Origin of the sequence: Ruegeria sp. HKCCSA071 (assembly GCF_017872555.1) — a bacterium.
Lineage (GTDB): Bacteria > Pseudomonadota > Alphaproteobacteria > Rhodobacterales > Rhodobacteraceae > Ruegeria.
Map to the genome: position 1 here is coordinate 24,198 of NZ_JAEDOX010000003.1, position 17,339 is coordinate 41,536.

The following is a 17,339-nucleotide window of genomic DNA, read 5'->3' on the forward strand; positions in this document are numbered from 1 at the left end:
TGGCTTGGTGTCGAGAAAGGTGCTACCGAATCCGTATCGAGCACTGAGGAGACACACATGATCCGCGTAATTCTGATTGGCCTGAGCCTGTTTGCACTGACCGCCTGTGAAACCGCCAAAGGCGCGGGAAAAGATATCGAAAAGGCCGGGGATGCAATCCAGAACGCAGCCTCGGACGTGCAGGAAAGCCTGTAAGCGCGCTTATCTTGCGGGCGAGCCGGACATTAACGCAATATATGGTTGAAGAGCGCGCCCATACGCAGTAGTCTAGCCCTACAGGTGCATAGACGCGGCATTGCATATCTGACACTAAATCGGGGCTCTTTCGCGCACGCAGAAGAGCCCCGTTCCCGTTCGGCAGGGGTGAGTGGTAGCCTGTATGAAACCGAATTTCGGCAAAGGAAAAGGCGTCAGGTGCGCAGACGCGGTCTTTGCATGTACCCTTTCGGATACGCCCTGACGCCTTACCGGGTCGACGTACCCCGAGGAGCACTCCGATCCAGTCGCCCCAGCCCCCTGAGAGACTGCAGCCGCCGCTTTGTCCCCTAAGGTCCACCGCGACATGCATTGGCCGTCTGAGAAGATGGCCACCCGACCTGGGTCTACGACCCATTTCCGGCTGATCACCTACCGGTAAGCCCTTGCAGCTAAACGCAAATCCTAAGATCCGCCCTTCTCTACTCAGGCCCCCTTGGCCTTTGCGCCCCGCCCCGGTTCCGAAGACCCTGTGCGGTGAGATGACTGTTGCACCACGCCCTGCATCCGACAAGAAAATAGCACTGCAGCATGAAAATTAGACGGGGATAAGATGTTGATATCTGGCGGGAGAGTTTTGTGGATAACCCGAGAATCCCCGATCCCGCGAAGGGTTGAGGGCGGAAAAAACCGGACGTGACCCCGGCACCCGAAATTCCTGCGATGCTGCGGGTGCAAAACGCTCCGTGCGGACCGTTAGGCCGAAATTGTGCGATTTGTACAACGCTCGGACCCCCAATCTTACGAATCGTACAGACGGAGATTCGCCGATGCGCTGCACCATTTCCTACGCCCGCGCCCATCTGGGGCCGCTGATCACCCGCGCCCAGGACCCGCACGAGGTGATCATCCTGACCCGGCACGGCAAGCCGCTGGCCGCGCTGGTCTCGATGACCGAGGCCAACCGGATCTGGCAGTTGCAGGATGACGAGGAGATCGGATGGAAACACCCGCTGTCGGGGCTGCGCGGGATGTGGTCAAAAGGGCGCAACATCCCCGGCATGGAACCGGGACCGGACGGCCGCTATGTCACCGCGCGCGAGGCCGCGCTGAAGGTCCGCGAGATCCAGATGACCCGCGCCGAGGAACGCCGCATTCTTGCGCGGGGCGGTCTGGATCCTGTCGCAGGCGGTGAACTGGCCGCCCGGCCTGTCTCCTCACTCTGGAGACGCTGGTTCCGTTTCTGAGAAGCGTTCCGGCCCGGCGGTGGTACCAACACCCCCTCCGCCGCAATCCGTGAGCAACGGCGGCTTATACCCCTTAACAACCCGACCGGGCCGGAAACGCTTCAGTTCACCTGACGTTCCAGAACGGTGCTGTAAGTCGTTCCGTTCCGCAGGCTACGGAAGTCGGCATAGATCTTGCCATCCGCGTACCGCGCATCAATCAGCGCATTGGCCCCGATCAGCAGAGGGGCGGTTTCGACCATACCGATTTTGCCTGATCCATCGAGGCTGATGGTTCCGGTGGCCTCGTTTTCATACCATTCGGTATCGCCATCGCGGCGCCATTTGCTGGGCCCCCAGAACACATTGCCATCCTGCACCTGGACATCGAGCATCCATTCGGCCTGATTGATCCGGGGTTGATCGCCTTTGTGATAATGGCTGGGTTGAACAGTGGTATAGCTACCCGTCCATGTGCCCCGCAGATCGGGCATGGTATCGGCCAGCGCGGCCGTTCCAAGGGCGAGGGTCGTGGCCAAAGCGGCTGCTCCGGCAGTCATGTATCTGGTCATAGGCTCTCTCCTTTTGAGTTCACGGCCGTTGCTGGCCTGCTGAACAGATTGGGAGGGCGAGAGGCTGTTACAACTTACCTAAGGGAAACTTCATCAAGGGTTCATGCGCGGGAAAGGTGGGCAAGAAGAAAACCCCACCCTGCCCGGTATTGCGCATTGCGTTTTTCCTTCCAACACCGCGCGCCACAACTTAAACAGGGATTTCAAACAACTGCCCTCATCCGGGGCGTCCGATCCAACTTGAAAAGCCCCAGACAGAACATGCGATTTCCAAAACGACAACATCGAGAGTTCAAGAGCGTTGTGCGCAGGTTCCGCAACGAGTTTTCACTGTTCGTGCTGGAACAAAGCCGCGGACAGGTGCTGTGCGGGCCGATGAAGGGGTTTCGCTTTGTCGAAAACGCATTCTGGGGCGGGCATTCGGATACGGCCACGAAAATCTTTGGCCTGTATGAGCAGCAGAACCTGAAGGTGCTGAGCAGCTCGGACAAGCCGGTGCTGGTGGATATCGGGGCGGCGGACGGCTTTTGGGGCGTCGGGCTGGTGGCCGCGGGGCAGTTCGAAAAAAGCGTGTGCTTTGAGGTTTCGGCAAAAGGCCGGGATGTCATCCGGGAAACGGCGGAACATAACGGTGTGGGCGACCGCGTGACGGTGTTTGGGGATGCGCTGACGGACACGGTTGAAAACATCGCAAGCGTGGCCCCCGACCCGGCGGACATCTTCTTTCTGATCGATATCGAGGGCGTCGAATTCCGCCTGTTGACCGAAGATTTTCTGACGCATTTCCGCAGATCGGAATTCCTGATCGAACTGCACCCCCAGATGGTGGAGGATGGCGATGCGAAACTGAAAGCGATCGAAGCGTTCTGCGCCGGGTATTTTGATATCGCCTATGTGGACGGAAGCGTGCGCGACACGTCCGAAATGGATGAGATTATCCGGTTGGGGGATGATTTCAAATGGCCGATCTTGTCCGAGGGGCGCGGCTTTCCGATGCAATGGTTGCATTTGGTCCCGCGCGGGTGAGGTGTGGTTTCGGCGGTTGACCCGCAGACCCGAAGGTAGCGAACGGCCAGAACCCAACGGCGCAAGCGCAGATACAACCGCCAAACCAACCCCGCCCCGTAGGGCGGGCTTCAGCCCGCCACCGGACACAGCCGATCCATGCGCGGTGGATTGGGGTTGGAGAAATGGGGGAGTGGTGGATTGGCGGGCTGAAGCCCGCCCTACGGGTGGTCGATGAAACCGAAGAGGGGCGCAAACGCGCCGCCCGTTTTGCCGGAGGCAAACCTTCGGTTTGACGGGGGCGGGTCGGCGCGGCCCGGCGGTGCCGCCGGGCGGGTGGGTTGGCGAACTAAGGCTGAAAGTCTAGCCCATATGATCCTGCTTTTTTGGCCAGCCTCTTTGCCTTTTTCTTTCGTTGACTGACACCATGCGGGCTATAATCCGCCAACGCATGGGCAGGGTTATCGTCAACTTCGTCCGGAAAACAAATAATCTCTTCGCCAGAAAAATCAGCGCACATAACGCCGCAAACCCCGACAGACTTGTTTCCTCGTGAAGTAAATATTGAAAAACTCCGCTCAGCGTCATGGATAGAAGACCGATCGACGCTCAACTTATATTCATGGTTCTCCGAAGGGTTAAACGCAGAGCTATTGACCCTGCCGTTGTCATAATCCGTCGGATGCAAGTTATGGAACAAACGCTCGTCAGATGGGATACATTCTTCACTCATGAAACGAATCCATCGATATCAGAAAGTGCAGAAAGTAACTTAGGCGATAATCCGAAAAAGACTTGGCTGTTCAACGTATCCATCTCATCATCAAAAACTTCAATTTCTATGTATTTTTCGCGACAGTTGACTTCAATGTCCCAATCGCCCTTTGAAAACTCCAAAGTGATACTGCCATCCACCTGAGGAAAAATTGAAATCTGTTGATATATTCCACAGATAAAGCCGCCAACATCGGACGCGAAAGTTAGCGCTGCATCTGAAAGGCTTTGACCCGAACCATTTTTCCATCCCTCTGGAAAAGATCGAAACTCTTCAATCTTTCCGCGAATCCGGTCATATTCCACCCCGGGGTCCAATACCCTAATGCCGTGTTGGGATTCGACCGATTTTATCAACCCGTTTGCTTGCAAGACTGCCTTAATCGAGAACTCGCAAAAACCAGCAATTGGGTACTTGTTTGCTCTTAACTCTTGCCTGCCGACAAAATATTTAAACTTACCAACTTCTGAGAGAACTTCGATCTCCTCAGAACCGTCAAGGATAGACCGGACAATCCCGATACTATCGATGTTCTTAACTCGATTATCTACGGCACTATCGAGAATACGGTCCCTCGTCTTCTCGCTAAATCTGACCCGCGGATGCTTTGTATCCCTACCCGTTTTCGAAACGAATTCTAAACGTTCATCTGATCGTAGGTCAGCAAGCAGAGCTTTTAGAGAGTTGCGAGCTTTTGCAGGGACACCCTCTATTTTGCGGTTCTCGTTAGCTGCCCTTGCAGTCTCCAGAAATCTAGATTGCGCCAACGCCATGTAATTTAGAGAGAATTCATCCGGAAGCAGACCCGGCGAGATGGACTCGTCCCTCTTCAAAACTGCAACCGCGCTACCGTCTTCTATGTGAGAGAAGGACAGTGAGAGGTTCTTTCGAAAGTTACTTGGAAGCCTTTTTCGTTCTGGGTTCTTTTCCCGCCAAATTTCTTCGGCGAGATCCAGCAACAATTCTTGGTAAGCCTTGATATTGTCGAGCATCGATACAGGCAAATTTGCCCGTTCGAACCTTATACCTCGAAAATCTATGGAACCAAAAAACTCTTTTATATCTTCAGACAAACAGATTACCCATCCATTTTCAATGCAGAGATGAATGCCTCCTGCGGTATATCAACTTTCCCGAACTGACGCATCTTCTTTTTGCCCGCCTTCTGCTTGTCCAGCAGTTTGCGTTTCCGGGTGGCGTCGCCTCCGTAGCATTTGGCGGTCACGTCCTTGCGCAGGGCGGACAGGGTCTCGCGGGCGATGACCTTGCCTCCGATGGCGGCCTGGATCGGGATTTTGAACATGTGGCGCGGGATCAGGTCCTTGAGCTTTTCGCACATTGCGCGGCCCCGCATCTCGGCCCGGTCGCGGTGAACCATGGTCGACAGCGCATCGACCGGTTCGTCATTCACAAGGATCGACATCTTGACCAGCGCGTCCTGACGGTAGCCGGTCATCTGGTAGTCGAAGCTGGCATAGCCCTTGGTCACCGATTTCAGGCGGTCGTAGAAGTCAAAGACGACCTCGTTCAGGGGCAGGTCATAGACGACCATGGCGCGCTGGCCCGCATAGGTCAGGTCCATCTGGATGCCGCGGCGGTCCTGGCAGAGTTTCAGCACGTCGCCGAGATATTCGTCGGGCACCAGAATGGTCGCCTTGATGCGCGGTTCCTCAAGGTGGTCGACCTTGGACAGGTCGGGCATATCGGCGGGGTTGTGCAGCTCGATCATCGCACCGTCTTTCATGTAGACGTGATAGATCACGCTGGGCGCGGTGGTGATGAGGTCGATATCGTATTCACGCTCGATCCGGTCGCGGATGACCTCGAGGTGCAGCAGGCCAAGGAAGCCGCAGCGGAAGCCAAAGCCAAGCGCGGCCGAGGTTTCCATTTCATACGAGAATGAGGCGTCGTTCAGCGCCAGCTTCTCGATCGCGTCGCGCAGGTCTTCGAATTCGGCGGAATCCACCGGGAAGAGGCCGCAGAACACCACCGGCTGTGCGGGTTTGAAGCCCGGCAGTGCGACTTCGGTGCCGTTGCGGTCATTGGTGATGGTGTCGCCGACGCGGGTGTCGCGGACCTGCTTGATCGAGGCGGTGAGAAACCCGATCTCACCCGGGCCGAGGCTGTTGATCATCTGCATTTGCGGGCGGAAGACGCCGACGCGGTCGACATGGTGCAGGGTGCCGTTCGACATGAACTTGACCCGCATCCCCTTTTTCAGCGTGCCGTCCATGATGCGGACCAGAACGATGACGCCCAGATAGGCGTCGTACCACGAATCCACCAGCATCGCCTTGAGCGGCGCGTCCAGAGTACCCTGCGGCGCGGGCAGTTTGTGCACGATCGCTTCCAGCGTCTCGTGGATGCCCTGCCCGGTCTTGGCGCTGACCCGGATGGCGTCGCTTGCGTCGATGCCGATCACGTCCTCGATCTGTTCGGCCACGCGGTCACAATCGGACGCGGGCAGGTCGATCTTGTTGAGGACCGGCACGATCTCATGATCGGCGTCGATGGCCTGATAGACGTTCGCCAGCGTCTGCGCCTCGACCCCTTGGGTGCTGTCCACAACCAGCAGCGAGCCTTCGACCGCACGCATCGACCGGCTGACCTCGTAGGCGAAATCCACGTGGCCGGGGGTGTCGATCAGGTTCAGCACATATGTCTCGCCATTATCGGCGGTATAGTCGATGCGGACGGTGTTGGCTTTGATGGTGATGCCACGCTCGCGCTCGATATCCATGCTGTCGAGCAGCTGTTCCTTCATGTCACGATCCTGCACTGTCCCGGTCTCTTGGATGAGCCGGTCAGCAAGGGTGGATTTGCCATGGTCGATATGCGCGACGATGGAGAAATTGCGGATATGAGCGAGGTCTGTCATGTTCCGCGTATTAGCGGGTTTTTTAAGGCGGTCAAGGTGGAGAACGACAGCAACCTGAACCTGAGCAAAGAAACAATTGAGGCATGGCAGCTGAACGCCAGCGAATCCGTATTGCGCGATGTACTGCGCCGAAATGCCGTGAGATCAGTACCAGCCGCGACCAGTATTGCCACCCGACTGGCGGACAAAAAAAATGTGCAACGCTTACGCGCTTTCCTATGCGCCTATCTCAACCTGCTTGTCAGTGCCGTCGGAGCCCCGGAAGCACACGCACTCGTTCCCCTGAAGCCGCGGCGCGACGAATTTGATCGTGTCGCCAAAGAAGAATCCGGCGAGTTCGACTTTCGGTTCGGAGTATTGCGGGAAACGGTCTCGGGGCTGACAGGCGAACGTGAACTAAATTCCTGCAGCCGAGCGTCCATCTACAGGCTGAACAGTTATTTTCGAGGGGCCGCCGGTGCAGATGGCGAATTACGAGGAGACGCTACACGTCTGCTTCATCGCGCGGTCAAGGACGATTTCTCTGCCGAAGACCCTTTCGTCTTGAAATTGTGGTCTGAAGAAAACCCATTTGCATCATGGCGTGCCAATCGATTGATGACGATCATCACTCATGAGTTTGGCACTGATTGGTTTCGGGAATGGTACTCGGGGTTCCTTGTTGGTCGCCCGTTGGATTGGGATCAACAACTCCGGGTGGCACAAATCGACGACGCCGTGTGGAACATTGGTCCAAGAGCGGTGGCGGATGCAATTGAACGCATTCGTGCTCGATTTCAGGTCGAGAAAGCCTTGGCGGACCTGGGTAGAAGCTTGACAGTCCAAACCTCAGCACGCCACGGCATCGGGGGGAACAACCCTCCTGAGAGCATCGAAGATGAACGTTTGTCCGGCGCGATAACCTTGATCTGGGAAGCGACCGAAGAACTCTCGACGGCTTTGGAAGAGGAACGCCCTGCTCGCGAGCGGATTGAAGCAATTCTGGGCAAGTTCAAATCTGGATTGGCAGGATTTCTCAAATGGTGTGCAGGCAAAGGCGATCTTGCGGTCGATACTTTGATCAAGTGGGGAATTCCTGCGACAGGAGCAGGGTATGCTGCAAAGTATCCAGAGAAAATTGAAGCGTTGATCAAAGCCATCGAAGACTGGCTGCCGTACTTGCACTGACCAATGCCGGGCTGAAGCCCGGCCTACGGGGGTGGTGGGAATGTATCGTTTCCGGATCGTGCAATCACTTTTTCGCAACGTATGATTGATCCGCGGGCCCGTTTGATTCATACTCCGCTGCAGACCGAGAGGGGCGCAAGACCCGTCCGGGCAGGCAAAAACGAGGCTCGAGTATGAAACAGTTCCTCATTATCGCATTTTGTGCGGCATCGCTGACGGCGGTGGCTCAGGTCGCGGATGCGGCGCAGATCAGGCAGGCGTGCATGGCGTCGGACCGCTCGGCCGCGACGCGGGACCGGTGCAGCTGCATTCAGCGCGTGGCGGATCAGGCGTTGACGCGCAGTGATCAGAAGACCGTGGCGAAATGGTTCAAGAACCCGCATCAGGCGCAGGTGCTGAAGATGTCGAAAACCGCGCGCGATGATGCGCTGTGGGATCGGTACCAGAACTTTGGCCAGATGGCGCAGGCGATCTGCAGCTAACCCGTTCAGAATGCTTGACCTGATCCACGCTGCGTCCCAGAAAGGCGCAGCGAAAGGTGTGTTGCATGGTAATGAAAGGGCTGACCCTGCGGGGCCTTGAAGTGTTCGAGGCTTTGGCGCGGACGGGATCGGTGGCGCAGGCCGCCGAGATCACGGGGCTCAGCCAGCCATCCGTTTCGCAGCAATTGCGCAATCTGGAAAACGCATTGGGGGCCGAGTTGGTCGACCACGGACGGCGGCCGATGCGGCTGACGCAAGCGGGGCGCAGTTTCCTTGCGCGGGCCGAGGCGGTTCTGGCCGAGCTGCACATGGCCCAGAGCGAGCTGTCGGTCATGGATCTGGGGCATCTGACCACGCTGTCGATCGGGCTGATTGACGATTTCGACAATGACCTGACGCCGCGGCTGGCCACCCTGCTGGCCGACAGCCTGACCCGGTCGAAATTCAAACTGATCACCCTGTCGAGCCTTGATCTGTTTGAGGCCCTGGCCGAGCAGCGCCTTCACATGGCGGTCACCGCCCATAGCGGCGAAGTGCTGGAGGGGGTGGTCGAATACCCGCTGGTCCACGATCCGTTCATTCTGGTGGCGCCGCAGGGATCGGGCGGGGTCGAGGCCGTGCAGGAGCGACTGCCGTTTCTGCGCTATGCCCGCGAACAGTTGATCAGCCGCCAGATCGAGGCGCATCTGGCGCGCCGCTCGCAGGTGTTCGAGGAGCGGTTCGAGATCGGCTCGCACATGGCGCTGATGGCCATGGTGGCGCGGGGTCTGGGCTGGGCGATCACCACGCCGCTGGGCTTCATGCGCGCGGCGCGGTTCCATGAGGGGCTGGAGGCGCACCCTGCCCCGTTCGGAGAATTCTCGCGCAACATATCGCTGCTGGCGCGAACCGAGTGGTCCGATCAGGTCCCGCGGGAGGTTGCGGGCATGACCCGGCGTCTGATGCAGAACCAGATCGTGGACCCGGCGGTCGCCAAGCTGCCCTGGCTGAGCGGCCAGTTGCGGGTGACCGGCGGCTAGCCATCCAGATGGGCGGCAAGCCCGTCAACCGCTGCTTCGATCAGGTCCAGCGCGCCGTCGAAATCCCGCGTGTAATACGGATCGGGTACGTGATCGGCACCGGTCTGAGGGGCGAAATCCGTTAGCAGGCGAACCGGCGTGCTGTTGCCCGGCGGGCGCAGGCCTTCGATATCGGCAATGTTTTGGTCATCCATGCCGATGATCAGGTCGAACCGGTCGAAATCCGCAACGGTGAACTGGCGCGCGCGCAGGTCGCCGAGGTCAATGCCTCTGCGGATTGCGGCCTTCTGCATCGGGCCTTAGGGCGGATTACCCGCGTGCCAGCCCATGGTTCCGGCACTGTCGGTTGCATGATGCGGTGCGCGGGCGCGAATGACGCCTTCGGCCGCGGGAGAGCGGCAGATATTGCCCAGGCAGACAAAGAGGATACGGTGTGTCATGGCCAAGGTGTAACGCGCGGAGGGGATATGGGAAAGATCGTCATTCTGACCGGGGCCGGGATTTCGGCTGAAAGCGGGCTGAGCACCTTCCGCGACGAAGGCGGGCTGTGGGCGCAGCACCGGATCGAGGATGTGGCCACGCCCGAGGGCTTTGCCCGCGATCCCGCCTTGGTGCAGGGGTTTTACAATGCGCGCCGCGTTCAGGCCGCCGCTGTGCAGCCCAACGCGGCCCACATGGCGCTGGCCCGATTGCAGCAGGGCTGGCCCGCAGAGGTCGTGATCGTGACCCAGAACGTCGACAGCCTGCATGAAGCGGGCGGTGCGACGGGTGTCATCCACATGCATGGCACATTGGCGGGTGCCTTGTGTTCCGGGTGTGATCATCGCTGGCCGGCACCGCCCGAGATGGCCGTTGCCGAGCCCTGCCCCGCCTGCGGCCAGCCCACCGCCCGGCCCGATGTGGTCTGGTTCGGTGAGATGCCTTATTACATGGACGACATCTACGACCACCTTGCCAGCGCATCGATCTTTGCCGCCATCGGCACCTCGGGTCAGGTCTATCCGGCGGCGGCCTTTGTCCACGAGGCGCAGGCGGCGGGTGCGCGGACGGTCGAGATCAATCTGGAACCGACGACCGGGCCGTCGGGCTTTGACGAGCGCATTGTCGGCAGGGCATCCGAAACGGTTCCGCGATGGGTCGGTCAGCTTCTTGCGGAAAATTCTTAAGCTACAGACAACGCTGGCTTAATTTGTGTACACTATCTGCGATAGCGACTGGAGGATGCGCCATGACTGATCAAGACCCCCGCACCGGTGAAATCCTGGATGACGGCAGCATGGCCGGGCGCGACATGCTGGGGGAACAGCTTTCCAGCCTGTGGTGGACTTTTCTGCTGCGCGGGGTGCTGGCCGGGCTTGTGGGCATCGCGGCGCTGTTCTGGCCATCGGGCAGCATCGCGCTGCTGCTGCGGCTGGTCGGTGTTTTGCTGATCCTCGACGGTGGGCTGACGCTTTTGGGTGTTGGCCGTCGCGGGGTGCTGGGTGGTGCCGCGATCGGCGCGCTTCTGATCGGGCTTATCCTGCTGATCTGGCCGGAGGGCACGGTGAAACTGGCGTTTTTCCTGTTGGGTGCATGGGCGCTGATCATCGGGATCGGATCCCTGGCGGCTGCCGGGCAGATGCATCCAAGTGACCCGCAACGCGGTTCCATGCGCGTCTCGGGATTTGTCGCGCTTGTGGTCGGGCTTGTTCTGATGATCTGGCCGGCAGTGGCGCTGGTTGCACTGGGATGGGGTATCGCATTCTCGGCGCTGGCCATGGCCGCTGTGATGTTCTGGCTGGCCTCGCGGTTCCGGCAGGCGGGCGACCGCGTCGGTATGAAAACCATCAACAAATAGCACTATCCGCAGCCGCGTGGAAAACAGGCCGGGCAAAGCCCGGCCTGACGCATGGATGAGGGCCGCAGCGCGGCCCGAAGACAGGCGTTGCCCTAGTTCGAATGTGATCCGTGGCCGCCTTTGTCCTGACGCTCCAGATCCACGGGGATCTCGATCTCGACCTCGCCTGCCTTTTCAAAGATCAGCGTGACCGGCACCATGGCGTCCTGTTCGAACGGGGCCGTCAAACCCATGAACATCACATGGTCGCCGCCGCGTTTCAGCATGTGGGTTTCACCGGCCGGAATGGCAAAGCCTTCTTCGACATGCACCATCTTGGCCACACCGTTTTCATCGACCTTGTGGGTGTGCAATTCCACACGCGCTGCCGCGTCCGAGGTTGCACCGATCAGCCGGTCATCAGCGTCGCCCTGATTGTGGATCATCATGAACGCGGCACCGGCGATGGCGGTCTTGCCCGAGGACCGGGCATAGGCGTCGTCAACCTTGATGGGGCCTTCGGCAAAGGCGGGGATGGCCAGCGACACGGCGGCCAGAGTTGCAAGCAGAGTGGTTTTGAGGGACATCGTGCCTCTCCTGTATAAAGGTTTGAAAAGGGTGGGTTTCAAACGCTGACAGGAGGCGCGCGGGCCGGGGCTGCGGAAACCGGCAGGGCGATCTGGTTGCCCAGATGCCGCAGCGGAGCTGGCTGCGCCCGTTCCGGCGCGGCTGGCAGTGCTGGTTGCGCGACAGCAACAGCACCCAACAGGGATATTGCATAGTCCGGGCAGTAATGCGGCGTGGCGGTCGGTTGCCCGTTTTCGTCCATATAGACGACGACCGGTCCGGTGCCCGTACACAGCACCATCTGACCCACGGCCTTGTCCATGCCGCGCGACATGGCCAGCCCCTGCCCGGTCAGAATCAGCAGCAGGGACAGCGCATAAGGCAGAAATCTGGTAACAGCAGGTCTCATTCTGACTCAGCTATAGGTCAGCAGCGGGAAAAGCTTCAAGCGCCAAAGGGTCGCGCTTGAAGCTGTTTTTCAGTAATCCAGTCCGGGTCTTTTTACCGTGTCTGCGGTGAAGCTGGTATGGGACCGGTTCACCCAGCGCTGCATCCGCGTGCAGGTTGCAATCGCCTTGCGGAATACCGCGGCCAGAAACAGGAAAAGATAAAAACTTTTTAACGTCATAATGTGGCCCCCGCCTGATGAATGACAGTGACGTTAGGTCAGATTCGGAAACCTGTATGTGAAGAAGTTCACCAATGGCGAAAAATTAGTTCCAGATTGAGAACAATGGGGGCCGAAAGGGGCTGGCCCAACAGAAAAGGCCCCGCACCGAGAGGGTGCAGGGCCTGAAATTCTGTTGGTTGAAAGACCTTAGGCCGAAGCTTGCGCCTTGGCGATTTCTTTCTTCACTTTCAGAGCGTTTGCCGACAGCTCATCATCCTTGGCTTTAGCCAGGAACGCGTCCAGACCACCGCGGTGGTCAACCGAACGCAGCGCAGCCGCCGAGATGCGCAGCTTGACACCACGGCCCAGAGTTTCGGACTGCAGGGTAACGTCATTCAGGTTCGGCAGAAAACGACGACGAGTTCTGTTTTTGGCGTGGCTGACATTGTTGCCAGTCATCGGGCCTTTTCCGGTCAGTTCGCAACGGCGCGACATGGTTTCTTCCTTTGTTTCTGGAGGCCGGGCTGGATACCCGCGGCCAAATCACAAGGGGCGCAACCCGAAGTCGCGCCCGAAAACTGGTTGGATGCGTGTAGTGGGAATCGCGCGGGGGGTCAAGACGGGCTACGCGAAATCTTTCATTTTGCCTGCCATGCAGGAATGGCCCGGACGGGCCATGCCGTTGGCAAGAGTATTTGGCAAAAGGTGAAACGTCTATGGCGGCCCTTTAGCCGAGCGTGTCCAGAAGCTGACCGGCAGCGACCGCCGGGCTGAGTCGCCCTTGCGAGACTTCGTCGTTCAGGCGCTCCATCTCGGCGCGGGCCTGCGGTGTGTCGAGGCGGGCGAGAAGGGCGTGGCGGACCTCCTGATCGAACCAGTAGCGGGCCTGGGCGGCGCGGTTTGCCTCCCAGACACCGGTGTCGCGGCGCCATTTGGTCAGGGTTTGCATTTCGTCCCAGGCCTGTTCCAGCCCGTGTTCTTCGACAGCGGAAACGGTCATCGCCTTGGGGAAGCCTTCGGGGTCCTGTGGGCGTTTGCGCAGCAGCCGCAGGGCGCCGGCATAATCCGCGCAGGTGCGGGTGGCGGTGGCTTTCAGGTCGCCATCGGCCTTGTTGACCAGAATGATATCGGCCATTTCCATGATGCCGCGTTTGACGCCCTGCAACTCGTCCCCGCCCGCCGGGGCCAGCAGCAGCAGGAACAGGTCTGACAGTTCGGACACCACCGTTTCCGACTGTCCCACACCCACAGTTTCGATCAGCACCACGTCATAGCCTGCGGCCTCGCACAGGGCGATAGCCTCGCGGGTGCGGCGGGCGACGCCGCCAAGGTGGCTCTGGCTGGGAGAGGGGCGGATGAAGGCGTTCTGCTCGCGGCTCAGGCGTTCCATCCGGGTCTTGTCGCCCAGGATCGAGCCGCCCGAGCGGGCCGAGCTGGGGTCGACCGCCAGAACCGCGACGCGCAGCCCCTGCCCGGTCAGCATCATGCCAAAGCTTTCGATGAAGGTGGACTTGCCCACACCGGGCGTGCCTGACAGACCGATACGCAGCGCCTGACGCCCCGAACCGGCAAGCTGTGCCAGAAGGTCGCTGGCCTGTGCCCGGTGATCGGCGCGGTTGCTTTCAACAAGGGTGATCGCACGCGCCAGCGCCCGGCGCTCGCCCTTCAGAATTCTGTCGCTCAGGCTGTCTGTCTGCATTCTTGTCCCGATCCTAGAGGCAGGAACAGTTGCCGTGCTTGGGGGCGTTTGTCCAGACCGGAGGCGGCAGGAATTGCGAAGATCGCGCAGCCTGCGTCATTTCGTGCGGGGCGATTTGCTGATGTGAGCGCGGAAACTGGACGCCACCTGCGGGATCGCGGATAAGGGCCGGATGATCCTACGCCTGCCCATAGACGACGCCATACCCGGCCTGCTGGACACCCTGCGCGCGCAGGGGCGGGCCGTGCTGCAAGCGCCACCCGGTGCGGGCAAGACCACGCGGGTTCCGCTGGCGATGCTGGAGGCGGGTCTGTGCGGCGGCAGGATCGTGATGCTGGAGCCCCGGCGGCTGGCGGCACGGGCCGCGGCAGAGCGAATGGCAGAGACGCTGGGAGAGCGCGCCGGCCAGAGTGTCGGCTATCGCGTGCGGGGCGATGCGAAAGTATCAAAAGACACAAGGATCGAGGTGGTGACCGAGGGCATTCTGACCCGGATGCTGCAATCGGACCCTGACCTGCCGGGCATCGGGGCGGTGATCTTTGATGAATTCCACGAACGCTCATTAAACGCGGATCTGGGGTTGGCGCTGTGCCTTGAGGTCACGGGCGCGCTGCGGGACGATCTGATTCTGCTGGCCATGTCGGCCACGCTGAATGCAGACCCGGTGGGGCGCCTGATGGCCGCGCCGCTGGTTACGTCGGAAGGGCGGAGTTTTCCTGTCGAGATGCGCTGGCTGGATCGGCCATTGGGGCCACAGGCGCGGCGGCTGGATGCATTGGTCGATCTGGTCGTTGAAGCCGAGCGCGAGACCCGCGCCACCGGCGGCGGGATCTTGGTGTTTCTGCCTGGTGAGGGTGAAATCCGGCGGGCTGAGGCAGCTTTGACCGGACGCCTGCCCGCCAGTTGCACGGTGCGCCCGCTGTTCGGGGCAATGCCCTTTGCGGCCCAGCGCGAAGCGATTGCCCCGGTTGAGACCGGGCGCAAGGTGGTTCTGGCGACGTCGATTGCAGAAACCTCGCTGACGATCCCCGATATCCGGGTGGTGGTGGATATGGGGCAAGCGCGGCGGGCGCGGTTTGATCCGGGCTCGGGCATGTCGCGGCTGGTGACCGAGAGGGTTACACGGGCTGAGGCCACGCAACGCGCGGGTCGTGCGGGACGTGTGGCCGAGGGGTTTTGCTACAAGCTTTGGTCAAAGGGGGAGGATGGCGCGCTGGCCGCGTACCCACCCGCCGAGATCGAAGCCGCCGATCTGACCGGGCTGGCGCTGGAGCTGGCCCTGTGGGGCGCGGATGCCGCCGATCTGGCCTTTCTGACCCCGCCACCCGAAGGCGCGATGGCCGAGGCGCGTGCCCTTCTGGCGATGCTGGGCGCGCTGGACGGCAAGGGGCGGATCACCGAACACGGGCGGGCGCTGGCGGCGCTGCCGTTGCATCCCCGGCTGGGGCATATGCTGGTGCGGGCCGGACCGAATGCCGCGCCTTTGGCCGCCTTGATGGCCGAGCGCGACCCCCTGCGCGGCGCGCCGGTGGATATCGCTTTGCGGCAAGAGGCACTGCGGGATGTGCGCACCTTTCAGCGCAACCGGGTCTGGCAGGTGAACTTGGGGGCCGTGGATCGGATCAATGCCGAGGCCAAACGGTTGAGGAAACAGGCCGGGACCGAGAAGAATGATCTGAGCGCTGCCGCCATGGCCGCCCTCGCCTATCCCGACCGCATCGGGCAGCGGCGCAAGGGCGATGCGCCGCGTTATGTGCTGTCGGGGGGCAAGGGTGTCGTGCTGGACAGCGGCGATTCACTGGGGGCCGCGCCTTTTCTGGTTGTCACCGACACCGATGGCAACCCGCGCGAGGCAAAGGTGCGGATGGCCACCCAGATTTCGGAACGCGAGATCCGCGAACTGTTCACCGACCAGATCGATTGGGTCGAGGTTTGCGCCTGGTCGAAACGCGAACGGCGGGTCGTTTCCCGGCAGCAGGAGCGGTTCGGGGCGATCACGCTGGACGACCGCATCTGGAAGGACGTCCCGGACGACGCCGTGGCGCGTGCGATGCTGGACGGGGTGCGCGATCTGGGGTTGCGGCTGGACGGGGCCGCCGCACGGCTGGCCGCGCGGGTGGAACTGGTGCGTGCCGACGGGGTGGATCTGCCCGACTTTTCGGTCGAGGGTCTGATGGCCGAGCTGGACGGCTGGCTGTTGCCGATGCTGTCCGGTGTCAAAAGCGCAGAGGACTGGAAACGGTTCGACCTGCTGCCCGCCTTGCGCGCGCGGCTGGACTGGGCCCAGACCCAGGAACTGGACCGGCGCGCCCCGGGATCGTTTGAAACACCTCTGGGGCGCAAGGTGCCGATCGATTATGGCGCGGCGGTCCCCGAAATCTCGGTTCGGTTGCAGGAGCTGTTCGGCGTGACCCGGCATCCGGTGGTTGGCGGACAGCCCCTGAAGATCACGCTGCTGTCGCCGGCGCAGCGCCCGATCCAGATTACCCGCGATCTGCCGGGGTTCTGGGCCGGGTCTTATGCGGATGTGCGCAAGGATATGCGGGCGCAATACCCCAAGCACCCCTGGCCCGAAGACCCGACACAGGCCGACCCGACGCTGAGGGCCAAGCGCAGGCAGGGATAGGCCTATTGCCACGTCACTTTCAGCAAGCGGCTTGGGCTTTCGGGGCTGTTGCACGAAATCTCACAAATCACGGTAAACTTACCGAAGAACCGGTCACAATCAGAAATAAGCGGACATTTCATTGAAGTCTGGCATTATTGTTGTTACGTCACACAGGTTTCGAAGACAGAAACAGGATTTGAAGAACATCACATGAGTGCTTGGCTGCGAAATATCTGGGAAGAGGTCGGACGCCCCTTGTTCCTGCGCCCCCAAAGGGTGCAGTTTGCGGCCCTGTGCACCCGCAGGCATGAGGATCAGGACGAGGTTCTGCTGATCACCAGCCGCGAAACCGGGCGCTGGATCATCCCGAAAGGCTGGCCAGTCAATGGTCTGGACGGGTTGGAGACGGCGCTGCTGGAGGCGTGGGAAGAGGCTGGCGTGCGTGCAGATGCGGTTGACAAGGAGCCCGTCGGCCAATTCACCTATGACAAGATCTTCAAGGGGGGAACGGCCCAATCGGTCCTGACCCGTGTCTACCGGGTTTCCGTGCGCGAGCTGGCCGATGATTTTCCCGAAGTGGACAAGCGCAAACGTCAGTGGTTTTCACCGGCAGAAGCCGCCAAACGGGTTCAGGAGCCCGAGTTGCAGGCGCTGCTGCGACAGATGTAGCCGTTTCGCAACAATTTGATGGCTGCGCGCTTGCCCCTGAACCGGGAAACC

At 60.5% G+C, this 17,339-nt stretch carries 19 protein-coding genes and 1 pseudogene; 10 read left to right on the plus strand and 10 right to left on the minus strand.

Going from position 1 to position 17,339, the window contains the following annotated elements; genetic code table 11:
- Nucleotides 1–57: 57 nt before the first annotated feature.
- Nucleotides 58–195 carry an entericidin A/B family lipoprotein gene (locus I9188_RS09750; RefSeq protein WP_209505735.1) on the plus strand — a complete coding sequence of 46 codons (138 nt, stop codon included), beginning with the start codon at nucleotides 58–60 and terminating at the stop codon, nucleotides 193–195.
- Between the two features lie 830 nt (nucleotides 196–1,025).
- Complete coding sequence (locus I9188_RS09755; RefSeq protein WP_209505733.1) at nucleotides 1,026–1,442, plus strand: type II toxin-antitoxin system Phd/YefM family antitoxin; 417 nt, start codon at nucleotides 1,026–1,028, stop codon at nucleotides 1,440–1,442.
- A 101-nt stretch (nucleotides 1,443–1,543) separates the two neighbouring features.
- Here the strand turns inward: I9188_RS09755 and I9188_RS09760 are convergent, their stop codons facing one another.
- The gene (locus I9188_RS09760; RefSeq protein WP_209505731.1) at nucleotides 1,544–1,993 is read right to left on the minus strand and encodes a hypothetical protein; all 450 of its coding nucleotides are present in this window, start codon (nucleotides 1,991–1,993) and stop codon (nucleotides 1,544–1,546) included.
- Nucleotides 1,994–2,296: 303 nt separating this feature from the next.
- Between I9188_RS09760 and I9188_RS09765 the strand changes: the two genes are divergently transcribed.
- Nucleotides 2,297–3,019, plus strand: a complete 723-nt coding sequence (locus I9188_RS09765; RefSeq protein ID WP_209599608.1) for a hypothetical protein — start codon at nucleotides 2,297–2,299, stop codon at nucleotides 3,017–3,019.
- 328 nt (nucleotides 3,020–3,347) lie between these two features.
- Here the strand turns inward: I9188_RS09765 and I9188_RS09770 are convergent, their stop codons facing one another.
- From I9188_RS09770 to lepA, 3 genes are read right to left on the minus strand one after another with little or no spacing between them, the layout of a single operon-like run.
- Nucleotides 3,348–3,731, minus strand: coding sequence for a hypothetical protein (locus I9188_RS09770; RefSeq protein WP_209505727.1), 384 nt, complete (start codon nucleotides 3,729–3,731; stop codon nucleotides 3,348–3,350).
- Nucleotides 3,728–4,846 (minus strand): hypothetical protein, encoded by a 1,119-nt coding sequence (locus tag I9188_RS09775; protein ID WP_209505725.1) that lies wholly within the window; start codon nucleotides 4,844–4,846, stop codon nucleotides 3,728–3,730. Before I9188_RS09775 ends, I9188_RS09770 begins: the two co-directional genes overlap by 4 nt.
- A 5-nt stretch (nucleotides 4,847–4,851) precedes the next feature.
- The gene (gene lepA, locus I9188_RS09780; protein ID WP_209505722.1) at nucleotides 4,852–6,651 is read right to left on the minus strand and encodes a translation elongation factor 4; all 1,800 of its coding nucleotides are present in this window, start codon (nucleotides 6,649–6,651) and stop codon (nucleotides 4,852–4,854) included.
- On the opposite strand from lepA, the gene I9188_RS09785 reads away from it, so the two are divergent.
- From I9188_RS09785 to I9188_RS09795, 3 genes are all read left to right on the plus strand, one after another.
- On the plus strand, nucleotides 6,598–7,818 hold the full coding sequence (locus tag I9188_RS09785) for a hypothetical protein (protein ID WP_209505720.1): 1,221 nt from the start codon (nucleotides 6,598–6,600) through the stop codon (nucleotides 7,816–7,818). The two genes, lepA and I9188_RS09785, sit on opposite strands and share 54 nt — an antisense overlap.
- A 173-nt stretch (nucleotides 7,819–7,991) precedes the next feature.
- Nucleotides 7,992–8,300: a hypothetical protein gene (locus I9188_RS09790; protein WP_209505718.1), complete on the plus strand. Its 309-nt coding sequence runs from the start codon at nucleotides 7,992–7,994 to the stop codon at nucleotides 8,298–8,300.
- A 65-nt stretch (nucleotides 8,301–8,365) separates the two neighbouring features.
- Nucleotides 8,366–9,319: a LysR family transcriptional regulator gene (locus I9188_RS09795; RefSeq protein WP_209505716.1), complete on the plus strand. Its 954-nt coding sequence runs from the start codon at nucleotides 8,366–8,368 to the stop codon at nucleotides 9,317–9,319.
- Here I9188_RS09795 and I9188_RS09800 read toward each other — a convergent pair.
- Nucleotides 9,316–9,759, minus strand: a pseudogene (locus I9188_RS09800) (low molecular weight protein-tyrosine-phosphatase). The gene I9188_RS09795 and the pseudogene I9188_RS09800 overlap by 4 nt on opposite strands.
- A gap of 27 nt (nucleotides 9,760–9,786) precedes the next feature.
- Between I9188_RS09800 and I9188_RS09805 the strand changes: the two are divergent.
- Together I9188_RS09805 and I9188_RS09810 are read left to right on the plus strand one after the other, a co-directional pair.
- Entirely contained in the window at nucleotides 9,787–10,485 is a 699-nt protein-coding gene (locus I9188_RS09805) for an NAD-dependent deacylase (protein WP_209505714.1), read from the plus strand.
- 62 nt (nucleotides 10,486–10,547) lie between these two features.
- Nucleotides 10,548–11,156 (plus strand): DUF308 domain-containing protein, encoded by a 609-nt coding sequence (locus I9188_RS09810; RefSeq protein ID WP_209505712.1) that lies wholly within the window; start codon nucleotides 10,548–10,550, stop codon nucleotides 11,154–11,156.
- Between the two features lie 92 nt (nucleotides 11,157–11,248).
- Here the strand turns inward: I9188_RS09810 and I9188_RS09815 are convergent, their stop codons facing one another.
- The 5 genes from I9188_RS09815 to meaB form a co-directional block, all read right to left on the minus strand.
- Entirely contained in the window at nucleotides 11,249–11,722 is a 474-nt protein-coding gene (locus I9188_RS09815; RefSeq protein ID WP_209505710.1) for a copper chaperone PCu(A)C, read from the minus strand.
- A gap of 38 nt (nucleotides 11,723–11,760) precedes the next feature.
- A complete protein-coding gene (locus I9188_RS09820; RefSeq protein WP_209505708.1) occupies nucleotides 11,761–12,111 on the minus strand; it encodes a hypothetical protein in 351 nt (116 codons plus the stop codon).
- A 69-nt stretch (nucleotides 12,112–12,180) separates the two neighbouring features.
- Nucleotides 12,181–12,330: a hypothetical protein gene (locus tag I9188_RS09825; protein ID WP_209505706.1), complete on the minus strand. Its 150-nt coding sequence runs from the start codon at nucleotides 12,328–12,330 to the stop codon at nucleotides 12,181–12,183.
- 189 nt (nucleotides 12,331–12,519) lie between these two features.
- Nucleotides 12,520–12,807 (minus strand): 50S ribosomal protein L28, encoded by a 288-nt coding sequence (gene rpmB, locus I9188_RS09830; protein ID WP_008756960.1) that lies wholly within the window; start codon nucleotides 12,805–12,807, stop codon nucleotides 12,520–12,522.
- Nucleotides 12,808–13,039: 232 nt separating this feature from the next.
- Nucleotides 13,040–14,011, minus strand: a complete 972-nt coding sequence (gene meaB / locus I9188_RS09835) for a methylmalonyl Co-A mutase-associated GTPase MeaB (RefSeq protein WP_209505703.1) — start codon at nucleotides 14,009–14,011, stop codon at nucleotides 13,040–13,042.
- 175 nt (nucleotides 14,012–14,186) lie between these two features.
- On the opposite strand from meaB, the gene hrpB reads away from it, so the two are divergent.
- On the plus strand, nucleotides 14,187–16,637 hold the full coding sequence (gene hrpB, locus I9188_RS09840; protein ID WP_209505825.1) for an ATP-dependent helicase HrpB: 2,451 nt from the start codon (nucleotides 14,187–14,189) through the stop codon (nucleotides 16,635–16,637).
- A gap of 192 nt (nucleotides 16,638–16,829) precedes the next feature.
- A complete protein-coding gene (locus tag I9188_RS09845; protein WP_209505701.1) occupies nucleotides 16,830–17,288 on the plus strand; it encodes an NUDIX hydrolase in 459 nt (152 codons plus the stop codon).
- Nucleotides 17,289–17,339: the final 51 nt, after the last annotated feature.

Coding starts and splice junctions, on each gene's coding strand:
- I9188_RS09825 (WP_209505706.1), bottom strand. CDS start 12,330: ATGACGTTAAAAAGTTTTTATCTTTTCCTGTTTCTGGCCGCGGTATTC.
- I9188_RS09755 (WP_209505733.1), top strand. CDS start 1,026: ATGCGCTGCACCATTTCCTACGCCCGCGCCCATCTGGGGCCGCTGATC.
- I9188_RS09790 (WP_209505718.1), top strand. CDS start 7,992: ATGAAACAGTTCCTCATTATCGCATTTTGTGCGGCATCGCTGACGGCG.
- I9188_RS09805 (WP_209505714.1), top strand. CDS start 9,787: ATGGGAAAGATCGTCATTCTGACCGGGGCCGGGATTTCGGCTGAAAGC.
- I9188_RS09795 (WP_209505716.1), top strand. CDS start 8,366: ATGGTAATGAAAGGGCTGACCCTGCGGGGCCTTGAAGTGTTCGAGGCT.
- I9188_RS09785 (WP_209505720.1), top strand. CDS start 6,598: ATGGTCGATATGCGCGACGATGGAGAAATTGCGGATATGAGCGAGGTC.
- lepA (WP_209505722.1), bottom strand. CDS start 6,651: ATGACAGACCTCGCTCATATCCGCAATTTCTCCATCGTCGCGCATATC.
- I9188_RS09815 (WP_209505710.1), bottom strand. CDS start 11,722: ATGTCCCTCAAAACCACTCTGCTTGCAACTCTGGCCGCCGTGTCGCTG.
- I9188_RS09750 (WP_209505735.1), top strand. CDS start 58: ATGATCCGCGTAATTCTGATTGGCCTGAGCCTGTTTGCACTGACCGCC.
- I9188_RS09820 (WP_209505708.1), bottom strand. CDS start 12,111: ATGAGACCTGCTGTTACCAGATTTCTGCCTTATGCGCTGTCCCTGCTG.
- rpmB (WP_008756960.1), bottom strand. CDS start 12,807: ATGTCGCGCCGTTGCGAACTGACCGGAAAAGGCCCGATGACTGGCAAC.
- I9188_RS09845 (WP_209505701.1), top strand. CDS start 16,830: ATGAGTGCTTGGCTGCGAAATATCTGGGAAGAGGTCGGACGCCCCTTG.
- meaB (WP_209505703.1), bottom strand. CDS start 14,011: ATGCAGACAGACAGCCTGAGCGACAGAATTCTGAAGGGCGAGCGCCGG.
- I9188_RS09810 (WP_209505712.1), top strand. CDS start 10,548: ATGACTGATCAAGACCCCCGCACCGGTGAAATCCTGGATGACGGCAGC.
- I9188_RS09770 (WP_209505727.1), bottom strand. CDS start 3,731: ATGAGTGAAGAATGTATCCCATCTGACGAGCGTTTGTTCCATAACTTG.
- I9188_RS09760 (WP_209505731.1), bottom strand. CDS start 1,993: ATGACCAGATACATGACTGCCGGAGCAGCCGCTTTGGCCACGACCCTC.